Source organism: Rhizobium phaseoli (assembly GCF_003985125.1).
Lineage (GTDB): Bacteria > Pseudomonadota > Alphaproteobacteria > Rhizobiales > Rhizobiaceae > Rhizobium > Rhizobium phaseoli.
The window spans coordinates 215,208-233,837 of sequence record NZ_ML133568.1; the positions used below are offsets into that span (position 1 = coordinate 215,208).

Annotated in this window: 20 protein-coding genes; 10 read left to right on the top strand and 10 right to left on the bottom strand. The window is 62.9% G+C overall.

The window, feature by feature from the left end:
• Positions 1 to 25: 25 nt before the first annotated feature.
• From EFD56_RS08920 to EFD56_RS08930, 3 genes are all read right to left on the bottom strand, one after another.
• Positions 26 to 730: an ABC transporter permease gene (locus EFD56_RS08920; protein WP_004674851.1), complete on the bottom strand. Its 705-nt coding sequence runs from the start codon at positions 728 to 730 to the stop codon at positions 26 to 28.
• Between the two features lie 10 nt (positions 731 to 740).
• Complete coding sequence (locus EFD56_RS08925) at positions 741 to 1,466, bottom strand: ABC transporter permease (RefSeq protein ID WP_085744005.1); 726 nt, start codon at positions 1,464 to 1,466, stop codon at positions 741 to 743.
• A gap of 104 nt (positions 1,467 to 1,570) precedes the next feature.
• Positions 1,571 to 2,413 carry a transporter substrate-binding domain-containing protein gene (locus EFD56_RS08930; RefSeq protein ID WP_085744004.1) on the bottom strand — a complete coding sequence of 281 codons (843 nt, stop codon included), beginning with the start codon at positions 2,411 to 2,413 and terminating at the stop codon, positions 1,571 to 1,573.
• A 191-nt stretch (positions 2,414 to 2,604) separates the two neighbouring features.
• Here EFD56_RS08930 and hutC (EFD56_RS08935) point away from each other — a divergent pair, with 191 nt between their 5' ends.
• On the top strand, positions 2,605 to 3,360 hold the full coding sequence (gene hutC / locus EFD56_RS08935; RefSeq protein WP_085744003.1) for a histidine utilization transcriptional repressor HutC: 756 nt from the start codon (positions 2,605 to 2,607) through the stop codon (positions 3,358 to 3,360).
• Positions 3,361 to 3,392: 32 nt separating this feature from the next.
• Here hutC (EFD56_RS08935) and hutC (EFD56_RS08940) read toward each other — a convergent pair whose 3' ends face one another.
• Together hutC (EFD56_RS08940) and EFD56_RS08945 are read right to left on the bottom strand one after the other, a co-directional pair.
• A complete protein-coding gene (gene hutC, locus EFD56_RS08940) occupies positions 3,393 to 4,115 on the bottom strand; it encodes a histidine utilization transcriptional repressor HutC (protein WP_085744002.1) in 723 nt (240 codons plus the stop codon).
• 61 nt (positions 4,116 to 4,176) lie between these two features.
• Positions 4,177 to 5,523: a formimidoylglutamate deiminase gene (locus EFD56_RS08945; protein WP_085744001.1), complete on the bottom strand. Its 1,347-nt coding sequence runs from the start codon at positions 5,521 to 5,523 to the stop codon at positions 4,177 to 4,179.
• 122 nt (positions 5,524 to 5,645) lie between these two features.
• On the opposite strand from EFD56_RS08945, the gene hutI reads away from it, so the two are divergent.
• The 6 genes from hutI to EFD56_RS08975 all read left to right on the top strand — a co-directional run bounded on the left by hutI (position 5,646) and on the right by EFD56_RS08975 (position 12,511).
• On the top strand, positions 5,646 to 6,908 hold the full coding sequence (gene hutI / locus EFD56_RS08950; RefSeq protein ID WP_126905098.1) for an imidazolonepropionase: 1,263 nt from the start codon (positions 5,646 to 5,648) through the stop codon (positions 6,906 to 6,908).
• The gene (hutH, locus tag EFD56_RS08955) at positions 6,905 to 8,440 is read left to right on the top strand and encodes a histidine ammonia-lyase (protein ID WP_085743999.1); all 1,536 of its coding nucleotides are present in this window, start codon (positions 6,905 to 6,907) and stop codon (positions 8,438 to 8,440) included. Before hutI ends, hutH begins: the two co-directional genes overlap by 4 nt.
• Positions 8,441 to 8,623: 183 nt before the next feature.
• Complete coding sequence (hutG, locus tag EFD56_RS08960; protein ID WP_126905099.1) at positions 8,624 to 9,427, top strand: N-formylglutamate deformylase; 804 nt, start codon at positions 8,624 to 8,626, stop codon at positions 9,425 to 9,427.
• Between the two features lie 24 nt (positions 9,428 to 9,451).
• Positions 9,452 to 11,125 carry a urocanate hydratase gene (gene hutU / locus EFD56_RS08965; protein ID WP_085743997.1) on the top strand — a complete coding sequence of 558 codons (1,674 nt, stop codon included), beginning with the start codon at positions 9,452 to 9,454 and terminating at the stop codon, positions 11,123 to 11,125.
• A 5-nt stretch (positions 11,126 to 11,130) separates the two neighbouring features.
• Positions 11,131 to 11,706, top strand: coding sequence for a HutD/Ves family protein (locus EFD56_RS08970; RefSeq protein WP_085743996.1), 576 nt, complete (start codon positions 11,131 to 11,133; stop codon positions 11,704 to 11,706).
• 175 nt (positions 11,707 to 11,881) lie between these two features.
• The gene (locus EFD56_RS08975) at positions 11,882 to 12,511 is read left to right on the top strand and encodes a J domain-containing protein (protein ID WP_085743995.1); all 630 of its coding nucleotides are present in this window, start codon (positions 11,882 to 11,884) and stop codon (positions 12,509 to 12,511) included.
• A 30-nt stretch (positions 12,512 to 12,541) separates the two neighbouring features.
• On the opposite strand, the gene EFD56_RS08980 is transcribed toward EFD56_RS08975, so the two are convergent.
• Positions 12,542 to 13,195 carry an AraC family transcriptional regulator gene (locus EFD56_RS08980; protein WP_225881530.1) on the bottom strand — a complete coding sequence of 218 codons (654 nt, stop codon included), beginning with the start codon at positions 13,193 to 13,195 and terminating at the stop codon, positions 12,542 to 12,544.
• A 233-nt stretch (positions 13,196 to 13,428) separates the two neighbouring features.
• Between EFD56_RS08980 and EFD56_RS08990 the strand changes: the two genes are divergently transcribed.
• Positions 13,429 to 14,631: an MFS transporter gene (locus tag EFD56_RS08990; RefSeq protein WP_085743993.1), complete on the top strand. Its 1,203-nt coding sequence runs from the start codon at positions 13,429 to 13,431 to the stop codon at positions 14,629 to 14,631.
• 25 nt (positions 14,632 to 14,656) lie between these two features.
• Positions 14,657 to 15,187 (top strand): methylated-DNA--[protein]-cysteine S-methyltransferase, encoded by a 531-nt coding sequence (locus EFD56_RS08995; protein WP_085743992.1) that lies wholly within the window; start codon positions 14,657 to 14,659, stop codon positions 15,185 to 15,187.
• Between the two features lie 178 nt (positions 15,188 to 15,365).
• On the opposite strand, the gene EFD56_RS09000 is transcribed toward EFD56_RS08995, so the two are convergent.
• Both EFD56_RS09000 and EFD56_RS09005 read right to left on the bottom strand, forming a co-directional pair.
• The gene (locus EFD56_RS09000; RefSeq protein WP_085743991.1) at positions 15,366 to 16,067 is read right to left on the bottom strand and encodes a DUF899 family protein; all 702 of its coding nucleotides are present in this window, start codon (positions 16,065 to 16,067) and stop codon (positions 15,366 to 15,368) included.
• 466 nt (positions 16,068 to 16,533) lie between these two features.
• Positions 16,534 to 16,716 carry a hypothetical protein gene (locus EFD56_RS09005; RefSeq protein ID WP_064819793.1) on the bottom strand — a complete coding sequence of 61 codons (183 nt, stop codon included), beginning with the start codon at positions 16,714 to 16,716 and terminating at the stop codon, positions 16,534 to 16,536.
• 69 nt (positions 16,717 to 16,785) lie between these two features.
• Here EFD56_RS09005 and EFD56_RS09010 point away from each other — a divergent pair, with 69 nt between their 5' ends.
• The gene (locus tag EFD56_RS09010; protein ID WP_085743990.1) at positions 16,786 to 17,424 is read left to right on the top strand and encodes an alpha/beta hydrolase family protein; all 639 of its coding nucleotides are present in this window, start codon (positions 16,786 to 16,788) and stop codon (positions 17,422 to 17,424) included.
• Here the strand turns inward: EFD56_RS09010 and EFD56_RS09015 are convergent.
• Both EFD56_RS09015 and EFD56_RS09020 read right to left on the bottom strand, forming a co-directional pair.
• The gene (locus tag EFD56_RS09015) at positions 17,421 to 18,113 is read right to left on the bottom strand and encodes an RES family NAD+ phosphorylase (protein WP_010009341.1); all 693 of its coding nucleotides are present in this window, start codon (positions 18,111 to 18,113) and stop codon (positions 17,421 to 17,423) included. The genes EFD56_RS09010 and EFD56_RS09015 overlap by 4 nt on opposite strands.
• A complete protein-coding gene (locus EFD56_RS09020; RefSeq protein WP_004673851.1) occupies positions 18,110 to 18,622 on the bottom strand; it encodes an MbcA/ParS/Xre antitoxin family protein in 513 nt (170 codons plus the stop codon). Before EFD56_RS09020 ends, EFD56_RS09015 begins: the two co-directional genes overlap by 4 nt.
• Between the last annotated feature and the right edge of the window lie 8 nt (positions 18,623 to 18,630).

Consider the following 18,630-nt stretch of genomic DNA (forward strand, 5'->3'; position numbering starts at 1 on the left):
TTGCTCCAATCGATTCAGGTTCCGCCTAGACCTTCAGCGCCTGCGGGATCGCGCGGCGGTGTCGGGACAGCGAATATTCGAGCAGGGCCATGCCCTGCAGGATGATGAAGTTCAAAACGAGATAGATGATCGCCGCGCAGAGGAAGACTTCCATCGTGCGGTAGGTTTGCGAGATCAGCCGCTGGGCCACACCGGTGACCTCCCAGACGGTGACGAGGCTGGCGAGCGCCGTCGATTTCATCATCAGCACGATCTCGGTGGAATAGGCCGGCAGCGCGTGGCGGAAGGCGATCGGCGCTAGGATGCGGCGCACCATTAGGAAACCGGACATGCCGATCGAGCGGGCGGCCTCGATCTCCTTCGGGGACACGGCGCGGATGCCGCCGCGGAAGATTTCCGCCGTGTAGCCCGCGGTGCAGAGCGCCAGCGACAGCACGGCGCAGACCATCGGCTCGCGCAGGAACGGCCAGAGGAAGGAATAGCGGATGACGCCGAACTGGCCGAGGCCGTAGAACACCAGGAACATCTGGATCAACAGCGGCGAGCCGCGGAAGACGAAGATATAGCCCTTGGCAAAACCCGACAGATAGCGGTTGCCGCTGACCCGCATCGTGACGATGACCAGCGCCAGCAGGCCGCCGAAGAAGATCGACAGCGAAAACAGGATCAGCGTCGTCGGCACGGCCTTCAGCAGCGTCACCATGGTCGAAGCGAGAAAGGTGAAATCCATCGTCGCCTCCTTACGCCTGGCCCATGGCGGAGGCCGGCATGCTGCGATTGGCGCGGCGTTCCGCGCCGTTGAAGATACGGTCGGAAAGGCTGGTCAGGATCAGGTAGAGGCAGCCGCCGGCGATGAAGAACAGGAAATATTGCCGGGTCGAGCCGGCCGCGACCTGGCTGGTGCGCATCAGCTCGGCAAGGCCGGTGACCGAGATCAGCGCCGAATCCTTGAGGCTGAGCTGCCAGACATTGCCGAGACCGGGAATGGCGAAGCGAAGCACCTGCGGGATGATGATACGGCGAAAACGCATGCCGCGATGCATGCCGATCGCCGAAGCGGCCTCGAGCTCACCCTTGGAGATCGCCAGATAGGCGCCGCGGAACACCTCCGCCTGATAGGAGCCGGAGATGATGCCGACGGCAAGCGCGCCGGCGGCGAAGGAGGGCAGGCCGAGGAAACCCTCGTAGCCCATCGCCTTGCCGATCGAAGTGACGGCGGAGGAACCGCCGAAATAGATGAGATAGATGATCAGCAGTTCCGGCACGCCGCGAAACACGGTTGTATAGACGTTGCCCAGCGCGACGAGGAGAGGATTGCCGGAAAGCTTCGCGCCCGCGACGATCGCGCCCAGCACCGCGCCGATCGCAAGCGCCGTCGCGGTGACGGCCAGCGTCATCAAGGCAGCGAGAATGAGCAGCGCGCCCCATCCCGTCGAGCCGAAGCCAAGCAGTTCCAAGATTGCCATAGCGTCCGTTCCCCGTCCGTGGCAGTGTTTTGTCGATCGAGAATAACACGCGGTCTCCGGCGATAAAGCCGGAGACGGCGCCTGCGGCCAAACGGCCGAAGCGCTTACTGCTGCGGGCTCACGTCGACCTTGAACCACTTCATCGAAAGGTTCTTGACCGTGCCGTCGGCGAGCGCCGACTTGATCGCCACGTTGAACTTGTCGCGCAGATCGGTGTCGGCCTTGCGGATGCCGAGGCCCTCACCCTCGCCCCAGATCGAGCCGACGATCTCGGGACCCGTGAAGTCGAGCGCGCCGTTGGCGGCCTGGAAGGCATTGGCGAAATAGACGGCGTCGTCGAAGCCGAGGTCGATACGGCCATTCTGCAGGTCGAGGTCGCGATCGGCACCGGTCTTGTATTCGCGGATCTCGGCAATATCGCCGAAGTTGTCATAGACGAACTTGGCGTAAACGGTCGCCGCCTGGATGCCAATCGTCTTGCCCTTGAAGGCTTCCTTCAGCGCGTCGATCTCCTTCACGCCGGTCTGGCCAGGCGTCATCTTGATCGTGGCGCCGGTGCCGGCGGCTTTCGCCAGCGGGCTGTCCTTGGCGGTGGCGAAGGCGGCGGGGGTCGCAGCATAGGGAACGGTGAAGTCGATGACCTGCTTGCGCTCCTCGGTGATCGACAGCGCATCCATGATGACGTCGAACTTGCCGGCATTCAGTGCCGGGATCATGCCGTCCCAGTCGGAGGCGACGAGCGTGCATTCGATCTTGGCGCGCTCGCACAGCACCTTGGCAAGCTCCGGCTCGAAGCCGCCGAGCGTGCCGTCGGCATTGGTGAGGTTCCACGGCGCATAAGCGCCCTCGAGCGTGATGGTCGCCTTCGTCCAGTCCTTGGCAAAGGCGGGGGCGGCAAAGGCGGAAAGAGCGGCGACGCCGCAAAACAGGATGGCGCTAAATTTCATTGATGAATTCTCCTCTGGAGTTGAAACAGACCTTGCGGCACCGCCGATCTCCGCCGGCTTGCCCTTTCCGTCCTATTTTTATCTCAAGGACCGATTGGGAGGTTGTATATGGTACCATATGAGATATTTTGTGATATGCAAGAGGAAAGTCGATTATGTGGCAAATTGCATCCGTGCAAAAGGAATAGGCAATGAAGCGTTCCGGCGAGATGAAGCGCGACCTGGCGGGAAATGACAGCACGCCGCTTTACGCCGGCGTCAAGCAGGTGATCCTCGACCGCATCCACAGCGGCGAATGGCCGCCGAAATACCGCGTGCCGTCGGAAAACGAGCTGGTCGTCGAACTCGGCGTCAGCAAGATGACCGCCAATCGGGCACTGCGCGAACTCGCCAATGAAGGCGAACTCGTCCGCATCCAGGGCGTCGGCTCCTTCGTCGCCGAGCGCAAGGGTTATTCGGCGCTGTTCGAGGTGCGCAATATCGCCGAGGAAATCGCCGAACGCGGCCATGTCCATGAAGCCTCGGTCGTCGTTCTGGCCCGGGAAACCGCCTCTCCCGAGATCGCTGACGCCCTGGAGCTGGCAATCGGCGCCGCTGTTTTCCACTCGCTGATCGTCCACAGCGAAAACGGCGTTCCGGTGCAGATCGAGGACCGGTTCGTCAATCCGGAGGCCGCGCCCGAATATCTCGAGCAGGATTTCACGACGCTCACGCCGAACGCCTATCTGACCGCCGCCGCCCCGCTCAGCGGCTCCGAGCACGTCGTCGAGGCGGCGATGCCGCAGGCCTGGGAATGCAAGCTGCTGACCATCCTGAAGAGCGAGCCGTGCCTGACGATCCGCCGGCGCACATGGTCGGCGAAGCAGGTGGTCTCGACCGCCCGCCTCGTCTATCCCGGCTATCGCTACCGGCTCGAGGCACGCAGCGGCAAGATGTTCGAAGACTAAAACACCTGCGATGTTGTATATGGAACTTACGGCTACTGCGACGCCGGCGTGAACCGCGCCACCAGGGCGTGACGATCGCCGGGATAGGTGAAGCGCACGTGGGTCACCGGGCCGGCGCCGCTCCAGGTGCGGCGCTCGACCACCAGGCAGGCGGTGTTGCGGGCGATATCGAGGGCGGCCGCCACGTCGGCGCTGGCGGAAACGGCGTGAATCCGGTGTTCGGCGGTGCTCCACGGCACCTGGTTGAGCAGCCACGGCCCCGGCGCCACCGTCAGGAAATCGGCATCGGCCGCCTCCGGCACGGTCGCAAGGCTGATCAGCCGCTCCTCCAAACAGAAAGGCCGCGCGCCGGCATTGTGGATGCAGACCACCTCGACGACCGAGGACGCCAGAGGCAGTTCCAGCCGGCTTCTGTCTTCCGCCTTGGCCTTGCGGCTCGCCTTCTTCGCCACCGCATAGGAATAAGGCAGGTTCAGCGACTGCACCTCGGCCTTGATGTCGTGGATTTCGAGAACCGCCGATTGCGCCTGCGGCTGGGTGACGAAGCTGCCGGATTTCTTCCGCCGCTCGATCAGGCCGGCCTTGGCGAGCTGGGTCAGCACCTTGTTCACCGTCATCCGCGAGACGTCATACTGCGTGGCGAGATCGACCTCGAAGGGAATGCGATGCCCCGGCGGCCATTCGCCCGAGACGATACGGCCCTCGATGTCGCCCAGGATGCGCTGATGCAAGGTGGGATCCCTGCTTTGATTCATCGCCACGTTCCGATTGGTTTCCCGATCTAGTCCGAATGCCCCGCTCATGAAAAGCTCTTTTTCAGGCGGCCAGCAACTCACCCATCGCGGCAAGGAAGCGACGGTCGATGGCGTCACGCTCGCGATGGCGGCCGCCCTCCACCTGCTTGCGGCCGCGTGCCCAGACGCAATCGACGGAGATGCCGCCGGCAAACAGCCAGTGATCGAGGATCTGGTCGCCGGAGAGATAGGGAACGGCTGACGTATCGAGCGAAACGAGATCGGCATGATGGCTTTCGGCGATACCGGCCGGGGCTTTCAGCGCCGCACCGCCGCCGGCAAGCGCCTGGTTGAACAGCGAAAGCGCCGTTGAACCGCCGGGTGCGGCCACGACATTACGGGCGCGCAGCGCCAGGCGCTGCGAATATTCGAGCTGACGCAGTTCCTCCGGCAGGGAGATCCGCACGTTGGAATCCGAGCCGATGCCGCAACGCCCGCCCTCTTCGAGGAAAAGCGGCGCGGCAAAGGCGCCGTCGCCGAGATTGGCCTCGGTGATCGGGCAGAGGCCGGCGATCGCGCCGCTTTTGGCCATTCGCCGCGTCTCGTCGTCGGTCATGTGCGTCGCATGGATCAGGCACCAGCGCTCATCCACAGGCAGATGATCGAGCAGCCATTGCACCGGCCGCGCGCCCGACCAGGCGACGCAGTCCTCGACCTCCTTCACCTGCTCGGCGACATGGATATGGATCGGGCCGTCGCCCGCCAACGGCACGACCCTGGCCAATTCCTCCGGGGTTGCGGCGCGCAGGCTGTGCGGCGCCAGTCCGAGTTCAGCGCCGTCGAGCCGGCCGGTCACCGCTCGGCATCCCTCCATCAGCCTTTCGAAGCTTTCGAGCGAATTGATGAAACGCCGCTGGCCGTCGATCGGCTGAGCGCCGCCGAAGCCGGAATGGGCATAGAAGACCGGTAGAAGCGTCAGGCCGATGCCGGTCTCCTGGCTCGCCGCGCCGATACGCTCGGCAAGCTCGGCGATATTGGCGTAAGCGCCGCCATCCCTGTCGTGATGGAGATAGTGGAATTCGCCGACGCGGGAAAAGCCTGCCTCCAGCATTTCTGCATAGAGCTTGGCCGCGACCGCCTCGACATGCTCCGGCGTCATCGCCAAAGCGAATTTGTACATGACCGTGCGCCAGCTCCAGAAGCTGTCGTTTGCCGGACCGCGTACCTCGGCAAGACCGGCCATCGCCCGCTGGAAGGCATGGCTGTGCAGGTTGCCCATGGCCGGAACGATCAGGGCATGGCGCTGATCGCCGGGTGCGGCGGCAACGCCCACCTCGACCCGGGCGATGCGCCCGGCTTCGAGCGTCAGCCGCACGTCCTTCTGCCAGCCTTGCGGCGTCAGCGCCGTACCTGCGTGAAGTATGGTCATGACCTTTTCTCCCCTTCTGCCGCGCCGTCGATCTTTCTTTTCCAGAAGAGCGCGCAAAATTTCTCTTGTCACCTGCTTATTATGTATATACATGTTTCAGCATAAGGAAAGGCGCAAAGCTGATGACCGGGAACAATTTTTCTGAAGGAACCCCATCTGCCGACGTCAGGCCGGCGCTGTGGCGCAACGCCCGGCTGGCGACGCTCGCGTCTGGCAGAGCCGGGCTCGGCATTGTCGAAAAGGGCGCCGTTCTGATCGAAAACGGCCGCATCGCCTTTGCCGGCGCCGAAAGCGAGCTTCCGGCATCGGCCATCGAACGCTCCGACATCGTCGATCTCGAAGGCCGCTGGGTGACACCGGGTCTCGTCGACTGCCACACCCATATCGTTCACGGCGGCAATCGCGCCCGCGAATTCGAGATGCGCCTCGAAGGCGCGACCTATGAGGAGATTGCGCGTGCCGGCGGCGGCATCGTCTCCTCCGTTCAGGCGACCAATGCGCTGTCGGTCGAGGAACTTGTCGCCACGGCGCTGCCGCGGCTCGATACGCTGCTTGCCGAAGGCGTGACGACGATCGAGATCAAATCAGGCTATGGTCTCAACCGCAGCGGTGAAGTGAAGATGCTGCAGAGCGCCCGCCTGCTCGGCCATGTCAGGCCGGTGCGCATCGCCACCAGCTATCTCGGCGCCCATGCGACGCCGGTGGAATATAAGGGCCGCAACGGCGATTATCTCGACGATGTCGTGCTGCCCGGCCTCGACGACATGTATAATCTCGGCCTCGCCGACGCCATCGACGGCTTCTGCGAGGGCATCGCCTTTTCCACGGCCGAGATCGCCCGCGTCTTCGACAAGGCAAAGACGCTCGGCCTGCCCGTCAAGCTGCATGCCGAACAGCTCTCCAATCTCGGCGGCGCCAAGCTGGCGGCCGCCTATGGCGCGCTTTCCGCCGATCATCTCGAATATCTCGACGAGGAAGGCGTTGCGGCAATGGCCGCCGCCGGCACCGTCGCCGTGCTGCTGCCCGGCGCCTTCTACGCGATCCATGAAAAGCAGAAACCGCCGGTGGAGGCACTGCGCCGGGCCGGCGTTCCGATCGCAATCGCCACCGATTGCAATCCGGGCACCTCGCCGCTCACCTCGATGCTGCTCACCATGAACATGTCGGCGACGCTGTTCGGCCTCACCGTCGAGGAATGCATCGCCGGCGCCACCCGCGAAGGCGCGCGCGCGCTCGGCCTCATCGGCGAGACCGGAGCGCTCGAACCCGGCAAGTCCGCCGACCTCGCCGTCTGGAATGTCGAAAGCCTCGCCGAGCTCGTCTACCGCATCGGCTTCAACCCACTTCACGCGCGCCTCTTCAAGGGCGAAAGGAACGGTCGATGACCATTACGCTCCACCCGGGCTCCGTCTCGCTCAAGGATCTGGAAATCATCTATTGGACGGGTGTGCCGGCAAGGCTCGACCCCGCCTTCGATGCCGGCATAAACAAGGCCGCCGCCCGCATCGCCGAGATCGCCGCTGGCAACGCGCCGGTCTATGGCATCAATACCGGTTTCGGCAAACTCGCCTCGATCAAGATCGACAGCGCCGATGTCGCCACGCTGCAGCGCAATCTCATCCTGTCGCATTGCTGCGGCATCGGTGCGCCGCTGCCGGAAAATATCGTCCGGCTGATCATGGCGCTGAAGCTGGTCTCGCTCGGCCGCGGCGCCTCCGGCGTGCGGCTGGAGCTGGTGCGGCTGATCGAAGGCATGCTCGACAAGGGCGTCATCCCGCTGATCCCGGAAAAGGGCTCGGTCGGCGCCTCCGGCGATCTCGCGCCGCTTGCCCATATGGCCGCGGTGATGATGGGCGAGGCCGAAGCCTTCTTCGCCGGCGAGCGCCTTTCCGGAGCAGCGGCCCTGGAAAAGGCCGGGCTGAAGCCAGTCGTTCTCGCCGCCAAGGAGGGCCTGGCGCTGATCAACGGCACGCAGACCTCGACGGCGCTGGCGCTCGCCGGCCTCTTCCGCGCCCATCGCGCCGCGCAATCGGCGCTCATCACCGGCGCCATGTCGACCGATGCGGCGATGGGCTCCTCCGCGCCCTTCCATGCCGATATCCACACATTGCGCGGCCACAAGGGCCAGATCGATACCGCGGCGGCGCTTCGCGCCCTGCTCGAAAACTCCGTCATTCGCCAGAGCCATATCGAGGGCGACGAGCGCGTGCAGGATCCCTATTGCATCCGCTGCCAGCCGCAAGTCGACGGCGCCTGTCTCGATCTGCTGCGCTCGGTCGCCCGCACTCTCGAAATCGAGGCCAATGCCGTCACCGACAATCCGCTGGTGCTCTCAGACAATTCCGTTGTCTCGGGCGGTAATTTCCACGCCGAACCCGTCGCCTTCGCCGCCGATCAGATCGCGCTCGCCGTCTGCGAGATCGGCGCGATCTCGCAGCGCCGCATCGCGCTGCTGGTCGATCCGGTGCTTTCCTACGGTCTGCCGGCCTTCCTCGCCAAGAAGCCGGGCCTCAACTCCGGCCTGATGATTGCCGAGGTCACCTCGGCGGCGCTGATGTCCGAGAACAAGCAGATGTCGCACCCCGCCTCGGTCGATTCGACGCCGACATCGGCAAACCAGGAAGACCATGTCTCGATGGCCTGCCACGGCGCCCGGCGCCTGCTTGGCATGACCGAAAACCTGTTCGGCATCATCGGCATCGAGGCGCTGACCGCCGCCCAGGGCGTCGAATTGCGCGCGCCGCTTTCGACGAGCCCGGAGCTTTCGAAGGCGATCGCCGCGATCCGCAGCCAGGTGCCGAGCCTTGATAGCGACCGCTACATGGCGGGCGATCTCGCCGCCACCGCCGAACTGGTGGCGACGGGGGCGCTGAATGCTTCGGTTTCGTCAGGTATCTTGCCGGTTTTGGAGGGTTGAAATGATCGGGAAAGAAAAAGTCCCCTCCCCAACCCCTCCCCACAAGGGGGAGGGGCTTAACCTGAGGCCCTCGCCGTATTCACTCTTGAGCGCAGCATATGCAGCCAGCTTGTTGTTTTGCGAGCCGGTGCCACAGCTTAGCCCCTCCCCCTTGTGGGGAGGGGTTGGGGAGGGGTTTTTGCCATGACCACACCATACGAAATCCATCGGGGCACCTCCCCTGTCATCCTCGCCTTCCCCCACACCGGCACCGACGTCCCGCCGGCGATTTACGATCGCCTCAACGACAACGGCCGGATCCTCGCCGACACCGACTGGCACATCCACGAGCTCTATGAGGGGCTGCTCGATGACGCCACGACGGTGCGCGCCACCTTCCACCGGTACGTGATCGACGCCAATCGCGATCCGGCCGGCGTCAGCCTCTATCCCGGCCAGAACACCACCGGTCTCGTTCCGGAAACGGACTTCGACGGCAAGCCGATTTGGAAGGACGGGCAGGCGCCCGACGCGGCTGATATCGCGGCGCGGCTCAGGGATTTTCATGCGCCCTATCATGCGGCTCTTGCAGCCGAGATCGAGCGCGTCAGGGCCATCCATGGCGTGGCGGTCCTTTATGATTGCCACTCGATCCGCTCGCACATTCCCTTCCTCTTCGAAGGCAAGCTGCCGGATTTCAATATCGGCACCGATATGGGCAGGACCTGCGACGGCGCCATCGAGCAGGCGACGCTCACCGTCGTCGAAGCCGCGGCTGGCTATGACAGCGTGCTCAACGGCCGCTTCAAGGGCGGCTGGACGACCCGCCATTATGGCCGGCCCGAGACCGGCGTGCATGCGATCCAGATGGAGCTCGCGCAATCGACCCATCTGCAAAGCGAGGTGCCGCCCTTTGCCTATGACGCCGCCAAGGCCGACAGGCTTCGCATCCATCTCAAAGACATTCTGGTGCGCATCGAGCAGATCGCACCAGGCCTGAAACGATAACGATCACTCGACAGGGGAACCGCCATGAGCAATCCACGCCATAACATCCGCGAAATCCGCGCACCCCGCGGCAACGAGCTCAATGCCAAGAGCTGGATGACCGAAGCGCCGCTGCGCATGCTGATGAACAATCTCGATCCCGATGTCGCGGAAAATCCGAACGAGCTCGTTGTCTATGGCGGCATCGGCCGCGCCGCCCGCACCTGGGAGGATTTCGACCGCATCGTCGCGACGCTGAAGACGCTGACGGAAGAAGAAACCCTGCTGGTGCAGTCCGGCAAGCCGGTCGGCGTCTTCCGCACCCACAAGGATGCGCCGCGCGTGCTGATCGCCAATTCGAACCTCGTGCCGCACTGGGCGACCTGGGATCATTTCAACGAGCTGGATAAGAAGGGCCTTGCCATGTACGGCCAGATGACGGCCGGCTCGTGGATCTATATCGGCACGCAGGGCATCGTGCAGGGCACTTACGAGACCTTCGTCGAGGCCGGCCGCCAGCATTACGGCGGCAATCTCAAGGGCAAATGGATCCTGACCGGCGGCCTCGGCGGCATGGGCGGCGCCCAGCCGCTCGCCGCCGTCATGGCCGGCGCCTGCTGCCTCGCCGTCGAATGCAATCCTGATTCGATCGATTTCCGCCTGCGCACCCGCTATCTCGACGCCAAGGCCGAAACGCTCGACGAAGCGCTCGAGATGATCGACCGCTGGACCAAATCAGGCGAAGCCAAGTCCGTCGGCCTGCTCGGCAATGCCGCCGAAATCCTGCCGGAAATGGTCCGCCGCGGCATCCGCCCCGACATGGTCACCGACCAGACCTCGGCCCACGACCCGATCAACGGCTACCTGCCGAAGGGCTGGACGATGGCCGAATGGAAGGCCAAGCGCGAAAGCGATCCGAAGGCGGTGGAAAAAGCGGCGCGCGCCTCGATGCGCGAGCATGTCGAAGCGATGATCGCCTTCTGGAACGCCGGCATTCCGACCCTCGACTACGGCAACAATATCCGCCAGGTCGCCAAGGAAGAAGGCTTGGAAAACGCCTTCGCCTTCCCGGGCTTCGTGCCGGCCTATATAAGACCGCTGTTCTGCCGCGGCATCGGCCCCTTCCGCTGGGCCGCCCTGTCAGGCGACCCGGAGGATATCTACAAGACCGATGCCAAGGTGAGGGAACTGACCCCCGGCAATACCCACCTGCACAACTGGCTCGACATGGCGAGAGAACGCATTTCCTTCCAGGGCCTGCCGGCGCGCATCTGCTGGGTCGGTCTCGGCGACCGTCACCGCCTGGCTCTGGCCTTCAATGAAATGGTCAGGAACGGCGAGCTTTCGGCTCCGATCGTCATCGGCCGCGACCACCTCGACTCGGGCTCCGTCGCCTCGCCGAACCGCGAGACCGAAGCGATGAAGGACGGCTCCGACGCCGTCTCCGACTGGCCGCTGCTGAACGCCCTGCTCAACACCGCCTCGGGCGCCACCTGGGTGTCGTTGCATCATGGCGGCGGCGTCGGCATGGGCTTCTCCCAGCATTCGGGCGTCGTCATCTGCGCCGATGGTACCGACGATGCGGCCAAGCGCCTCGAGCGGGTGCTGTGGAACGATCCGGCGACCGGCGTCATGCGCCACGCCGATGCCGGCTACGACATCGCCCTCGACTGCGCCCGGGACAAGGGCCTGCGCCTGCCCGGCATTCTCGGGAACTGAGCCCCATGCGGATCCTGCGGGCCGGCGATCACAAGCGCATGCCGTGGAAAAACGGCGGCGGCGAAACGGTGGAGATCGCCGTTTCGCCCGAAGACGCCGGCCTTGCCGGCTTCGACTGGCGCGTCAGCATGGCAACCGTCGCAGCCGACGGGCCGTTCTCGATCTTTCCCGGCATCGACCGCACGCTTGTGATTCTCGACGGCAACGGCATGGTGCTCGAGATCGAAGGCAGGGCGCCGGTGCTGCTGACGACGGCGAGCGATCCGCTGGCCTTCCCGGCGGATATTCCGGTGACGGCAAAACTGCAGGACGGCGCAATCACCGATCTCAATGTCATGACCCGCCGCGAAGGGCTCGTCCATAAGCTCAGCCGGATCGAACTCGACGGCAGCAGCAGCATGGTGCTTCCAGCACCGACATGCCTGTTGCTCTGCCACAGCGGCGCATTGTCATTCCGGCGGGGCGACGAGACCGGCGCACTGGCAGCCAGCGATGCGTTGCTGATCGAAAATGCGGCCGCAGCCGAACTTAAAATCGACGGCAATGCGAAATGTTATCTCGCCTCGATCGCCGCAGGCTGATATTCCTGTAACATATTGGAAAACCAGAGCAATATCCGGGTTTTGTGGCCACCGACACCGTTCGATCTCCTCTCGGGCCATGGACGTCATTCCCGCTTTCGGTCTAAACTTTGCCTTTGTGATGCAAAAGAAGACCTAGACTGCCCGCAGCTTCAGGGGCAGCAAGGGAGAAGGCGTGACGGATCCATACGAAATTCTCGGCGTTGACCGCGATGCGGACGAGGCAAAGCTGAAGGCCGCCTACCGGCGCCTCGCCAAGGTCGCCCATCCCGATTCGGGCGGCGATACGGACGCCTTCGCCAATTTGCAGAAGGCCTATGCGCTGCTTCTCGATCCCGTCCGCCGCAAGGTTTACGACGATACCGGCTACGACGTTGAATTCGCCGATGCGGCCGAGCTGCAGGCGCTTGTCATGATCGAGAAGCTCGTCACCGATGCGGTGCTCGACGAGCGGGCGCCGGGAAGTTTTGATCCCGTCGCGGTCATGCAGGACAGCCTCTCGGAGGAATTACGCAAGGCGCGTTTCAGCAAGAGCGAACTGGAGCGTCACGCCTCGCGAATCGGCCTGCATCTGGAACGACTCGAAAAACAGTCCGGCCGCGATGTGCTCGCGCACATGTTCCGCGCCCGCATCGAAGCGATCGGCAAGGCGGTCGCGGAAACCGAGGCGAAAATCAAGGCAGCCGAACGCGCCGCCGACATGCTCGCCGGCTATGTCTACGACGTCGATCCGTCACCGCTGACGGAGGCTTCCGTCGCCAGTCTCGAATGGATCGAAACGTCGAGAAACCGCTCCACCGGCTGAAGGAGCAATCTGGCCGAGGGTGACCGGAAATCAGCGCAGCCCAAGGTATGCCAATGGCGGCTTGCCGAACGCACGTTTAAACATGATCGTAAACGCGGCCGGGTTCTCGTATCCCAATTCCATCGCCACCGAGGTCACAGATTGACCGGCGGAGAGTTGTGGCAAAGCTGAAAGAAGACAGGCCTGCTGCCGCCACCCGACAAAACTCAACCCGGTCTGCTGTCGGAAAATGCGTGTGAAGGCACGCCGGCTCATCCCAAGCTCCCTGCTCCAGTCATCGGTCGTCTGATGAATGTTTGGCTGCCCCACGAACTCCCGGCACTTTTTGGCCAAGCGTTCGTCCGATGGAAACGGCAGTGACAAAGGCAGACTCGGCAGCCGTTCCATCTCGTATAGCGTTAAATCCATCAGTGCCTGACTGCGACCGTCGGCTTCTCTATCGAGAGAAAGCCCAACCACTTCGCCTATCAGACTCCTCATGAAAGAAGTAATCTCAAGAACCTGGCAGTGTACTGGCATAGCTTCTGCGCGGTCGGTTTCGACATACAGGCTTTGCATTCGGACCAGACCCACCGCGCGAACGCTATGCCGCACGCCCGCTGGGATCCACATACCGCGATGCGGCGGCATCACCCATTTTCCTTCCGGTGTGGTCAGGACAATGAGGCCTGAGGTCGCGTTCATAAGCTGGCCGCGTCGATGTTCATGGGGCTCTATCAAAAATCCGTCGGCGTAATCGTGGCTTAGCCCGATTACCGGCCGGGGAAGGTGATCAACCTTATCGATGCGAGGACTGCGCATACCGTGGCCCACTTTCGTAACATTGAGGCCCAACATCGGTGGATGGGTATCGAACAGAGCTTTAAACTGGACTGCACGATGGGGCAACCGCTCCGCTCTTCCCTCGAGGTTGTTGAATGTCGATTGCTACGTCACCGCCCATTAAAACCGAAACGGCAGTCTTCTCGGCTCTGGGTGCAGCCAGCTTATGTCATTTTCTAAATGACATGATGCAGGCTCTGCTTCCTGCCGTTTACCCGATCTTGCAAAGCAACTTTACGCTTTCGTTCGCGCAAATCGGAATACTGACTCTCGTCTACAACCTGACGGCGTCAATTCTGCAGCCGTTCATTGGGGCATATACAGATCGGCGGCCTGTGCCGTATTCACTCCCAGTCGGCATGGCATCTTCCATGTTAGGCCTCATCACCCTTGCCTATGCCCCAAGCTACGAGCTGCTGCTTGCGGGCGGGGTGTTGCTGGGGCTTGGCTCATCGATCTTTCATCCGGAAACCTCCCGGATAGCGCGTCTGGCTTCAGGTGGTTCGCACGGCCTGGCACAATCCCTGTTCCAGGTCGGCGGCAATTTCGGGTCAGCTGTGGGCCCGCTCGCTGCGGCATTCATTATCCTTCCGCGGGGGCAAGACGGCCTTGCGTGGTTCGCTCTGGCCGCGTTGGCAGGCATGATTATCCTGACGGCTCTGGGGCGCTGGTACAAACAGAATGGCCACGCGGAACGCCCGAAAGCTGGCACTGTGGTTCGATACTCGACCCTTTCCCGAAAAAAGGTGTTGGCCGTCATGGCGGTGCTAATCGCTTTGCTGTTTTCGAAATACATCTACCTCGCCGCCTTCACGAGCTATTACATATTCTACCTGATGGAAAAGTTCGGCTTGAGCACTCGGGATGCACAGCTTTACCAGTTTGTGTTCTTCGGGGCGGTTGCGGCCGGCACGATCGCTGGCGGGCCGATTGGCGACAGGCTTGGCCGGAAACTGGTGATTTGGGTTTCCATTCTAGGGGTTCTTCCCTTCACCCTGGTTCTTCCGCATGTGGGTCTTGTCCCGACAGTTGCTTTGAGCGCTATCATAGGTTTCGTCCTCGCTTCCGCGTTTCCGGCGATCGTTGTCTATGGGCAGGATCTGATGCCAGGCCGGGTTGGAATGGTTTCCGGGCTGTTCTTCGGATTCATTTTCGGGATTGGTGGTCTCGGCGCGGCGATGCTTGGCGCATTGGCCGACTGGAAGGGCATGGTTTTCGTATTCGATATCTGCGCCTTCCTTCCGGCGATCGGCATCCTCACCATTTTCCTCCCGAATGTGCGGGAAATCAAAGCATGATGCCGGCGAACGCGCAGGAGGCACTGTGAAAAAGGTAACACTTCTCACCGAGCATCTGAGCACACCAATCGGAACCCTCTTCCTTTTCAGTGAGGAAGACGGGACACTTCGTCTGGCGGATTGGGAAGATCTGTCGGAGCGGATGAACAAGCTTTTGATCCGCCATTTCGGCATCGACGGCTTGATAAACCGAGCGAGCAACCAGCGAAGCCCGTCCCACGAAGCCCTAGAGGCCTATTTTGATGGTGACCTCAACGCCCTTGCAAACGAACGGGTGAAAACCAGCGGAACCCCATTTCAGGTCAAGGTGTGGGAGCAACTTTGTCTGATTCCGCCTGGTTCAACGATCAGCTACGCAGAGCTTGCCCGCCGCGTCGGGAATCCGGCCAGTACCCGGGCAGTGGGCGCCGCGAATGGAGCAAACTTCATAAACATCGTCGTCCCGTGTCATAGGGTGATCGGATCCGATGCCTCATTGACGGGGTATGGGAGCGGCCTTTCGCGCAAACGATGGCTCCTCGATCATGAAAACGGAGCAAAGCCTCTCTTCGTTTGAACAGACCGGTTCAGCGAGACATGTGCCTAACAGCCTATTTGATCCCGGGGAGGCACTCCATTCTCCCCCAATTGGGGAGCGCCACCGGTGCTCCCTTTTTTGCTTAAATGAAAATATCGCCTTATTGGCAAGACACAGGTGTCCCCTCACCAGTTCCTGTCCACGGGTCTGTCGGAACTCAATAGGACAGCTTCGGATACCAGTCCGGCGCCCGGCCTTCGGGCGTGCAATCGAGCACGGTCCAGAGCGGCATCAGATCGGGCGCGCCACGCGGATCCTCGCCCGGATCGGCGGTCACCTCGCCCATCTCGCCGCTCCAGAAATGCCGGATCGTGCCGTCGCGCCGGGTGAAGACGTTGAAGGCCGCGTCATCGCCGCCGCCCCTGCCGATGGCATGATAATCGCGGCTGTACTCGCCCGTCGGATCGGAATAGAGCGGCAGGTGGTGCCAGCCGCGTTCCTTCTTGAAGGCGAGCAGCCTGCCGATTGGCGAAAGCGCGACGACCGCAAGCGCCACGCGCTGCTGGATATCGGGCACTTCACCGTCCCAGGCCGACAGCAGCGAGGTGCACATCGGACACGGCCGCTCGCGCGCGGGGCCGAACATATAGCTGTAGACGACCAGCGTTTCCTTGTCCGCGAAGAGCTCGCTGAAACCTATCGGCCCGCCGGCGCCTTCGAAGCGGTAGTCTTTCGTCACCGCGCCGCCCGGCGGCAGCGCCCGGCGCTGTACCGCCACGCGTTCGATGTGGCGGCGCAATTCGATCTCTTCGGCGAGCAGTGCATCGCGGGCGATCCGATATTCCTCGCTCTCGTTGGGGAACCGGACCCCGTTCTTTGCCGCAAGCACGGCGGCGGGTACGAGATTCTGATTATTCATATTCATATCTCCTACAATGGCCTGAGAACATGCTGACTGCAGCACATCGTTAAGATGACGATCGGCGGATGCGAAAATCGACAGCACGGCGCAAAAAGAACGGCAAGAAAAAATCCCACTTCGGAATCCCGAAATTCCCCCGCTTCGGGATCCCGAAATACGCCGGCTTTTTTGCCCCGTCGCGGCAGGGAAATATACAATGATTTCAATCACGCAGCCAATTTCGGGATTCCGAAGTGCTATATAGATTTTGGTGGGAGTTCCTCAAGATCGCCCAGCGAGGCCTCGAGAATGTCCGAAAGCAAAAAGGGCGCTCGACCCTTGCGGGGAGCGCCCTTATCCTGTCGAACAGCAAAGGGTTCGACGACGTCGATACCCCAGGCATCCGTTTTTCAGGCAGGGCTGGTATATGCGCCCTTTGCCTCGCCGTTTCAAGGGCCGATCTGCATGATAATTTCGCGATCCGCTAAAAGGCGACGCCGGTCACGGGGTTGACCACCGGCCGTTCGCTTTTGTCCCCTTCCCCCGCCGGCTGCACGGCTGGCGGCGCCATCGATTCTGAGTCGGCGGGCTCGGGTTTCTCGGGAACGACGGCGACATCCTTGGGACGGCGCTGCTCCGGCTTTACGTTTTCGTCGTTTGTCGACATTGTCTGTCTCCTTTCCAGGAACAAGTCGCGGCTGTCGACATGGTTCCGATGGCGGATGGAGGACTGCCGATGCTTGACCGGTTTCTGCTCGACGGCTCCGAGGATGCCCGCTTCACGATCCTGCTTGCGCATGGCGCCGGCGCGCCGATGGATTCGGCGTCGATGACGGCAGCGGCGAAAGCGCTTGCCGACACCGGTTTCCGCGTCATCAGGTTTGAATTCGCCTATATGGCCGCCCGCCGCAGCGGCGTCCGCAAGCCGCCGCCGCGCGCCGAAACACTCAATCCCGAATATGAGGCGGCAATTGCCGCGCTCGGCGCAAAGGGCCCCCTCATCATCGGCGGCAAGTCGATGGGCGGCCGCGTCGCCAGCATGGTCGCCGACGATCTCCATGACAAGGGGAAGATCGCCGGCCTCCTCTGCCTCGGTTATCCCTTCCATCCGCCCGGCCAGCCGGACAAGCTGCGCACGGGCCATCTCAAGCAGCTGGCGACCCCCGCGCTGATCTGCCAGGGAACGCGCGACGAGTTCGGCACGCGCGACGAGGTACCGGGCTACGATCTTTCCGACAGGATCGAGATCCGCTGGCTCGAGGACGGCGACCACGACCTGAAGCCGCGCAAGAAAATCTCCGGCTTCTCCGCTGCCGATCACCTTGCGACGATGGCCAAGGCGGCCAAGGCATGGGCCGAACGGTTGCCGGTTTAAGCTTTCAGCTGCCGTCGTCGGCTTGCAAGCTTCCTGAGGTCGATGCGCCGATCAGTGGCCGAAACGGTGATCTCGAAATGATCGGCCTGCACCACGTCGCGAATGTTGCGCGGCCGGTGGGCGGCGATGTTGACGCCGCCGCTCAGCCGGACGCTGTCGTAAAGAATGCCGGCGCCGGCGCTCGAACGCACCTGTTCTCCGAGCAGCTGCGACGCCGCATAGCTCGTGCCGTCATAAACATCGGGCCGCAGCGCCTGTTCGCCGCGAATGTCGAGATAGTCGCCGACCAGAGTGGCCTTGTAGCTTCGATAGGTGCGCGCCATCGTCGTCACGCCGCGCGCGACAGCCTCGCGCCGGAGATGATGGCCGACCTCGGCCGCGGCTGTCTTCAGATTGTCGGCGGCATACCAGGCGCCGAGCTCGGGGCCGTTGAAGCGCATGCCGCCGGGCGCGACATGCAGGAAGGCCGCCATCACGATGCTGGCATTCGGGCTGCCATAGACCCACTCGTTTTCGGGAAGCCGCCGGATGCGGTCGGCGACGAGACGATCGTTGGTCCAGCCGACGAGCTCCATCACGGCCTCGAGATCGGCCGCCCTCGCCACCGTCTCGAAAAGTCCGATCGGCGGAAATTGCGACGGAATCAGCCGGTAGGACGGCCGCGGCGCCTCGGCAAAACGGTCGCTCACCGGACGACGATGTCCGTGTCTTCGTAAGGCGTGAAGGTCTCGTCGAGACTGTTTGGCGGCATGTAAAGGCCGCCGCGCGCGCCGTCGAGAAAGCGGCGCACGGTCATCAACCCGTCCTGGGTTCCGTTGGTGACGATATCGAGCGGCGGATGGCCGCCGAACACCGGCGCCTGGTGCGGCGTGCGCAGCCAGGCGACGCCGGCCCGTTCATCGGAAAACAGCACGCCAAGCGCCTGATGAATGCCGAACACGGCGGAAATCCGGGTCAGCGTATCGACATCGAGCGTGAAAGCCCCGTGTTCGCGCGCCTGCTTGGCCCAGCTGTGATAGGTTGAGCGGGAGGGATAGCCGAGCACGAGCAGCCGCTGCTCTTCGTTCAAACCCCAGAGATCGGCGATCGCCAAGAACGTCCGCAAAGCCGGCGGGCTCAGCCGCCGTCGGTTTGCCGGCGCAAACCGCTCCGTTTCCAGCCGTTCCGGCTCCTGCTCCCTGCGTCGCGCGTGCTGCATGATGCTCT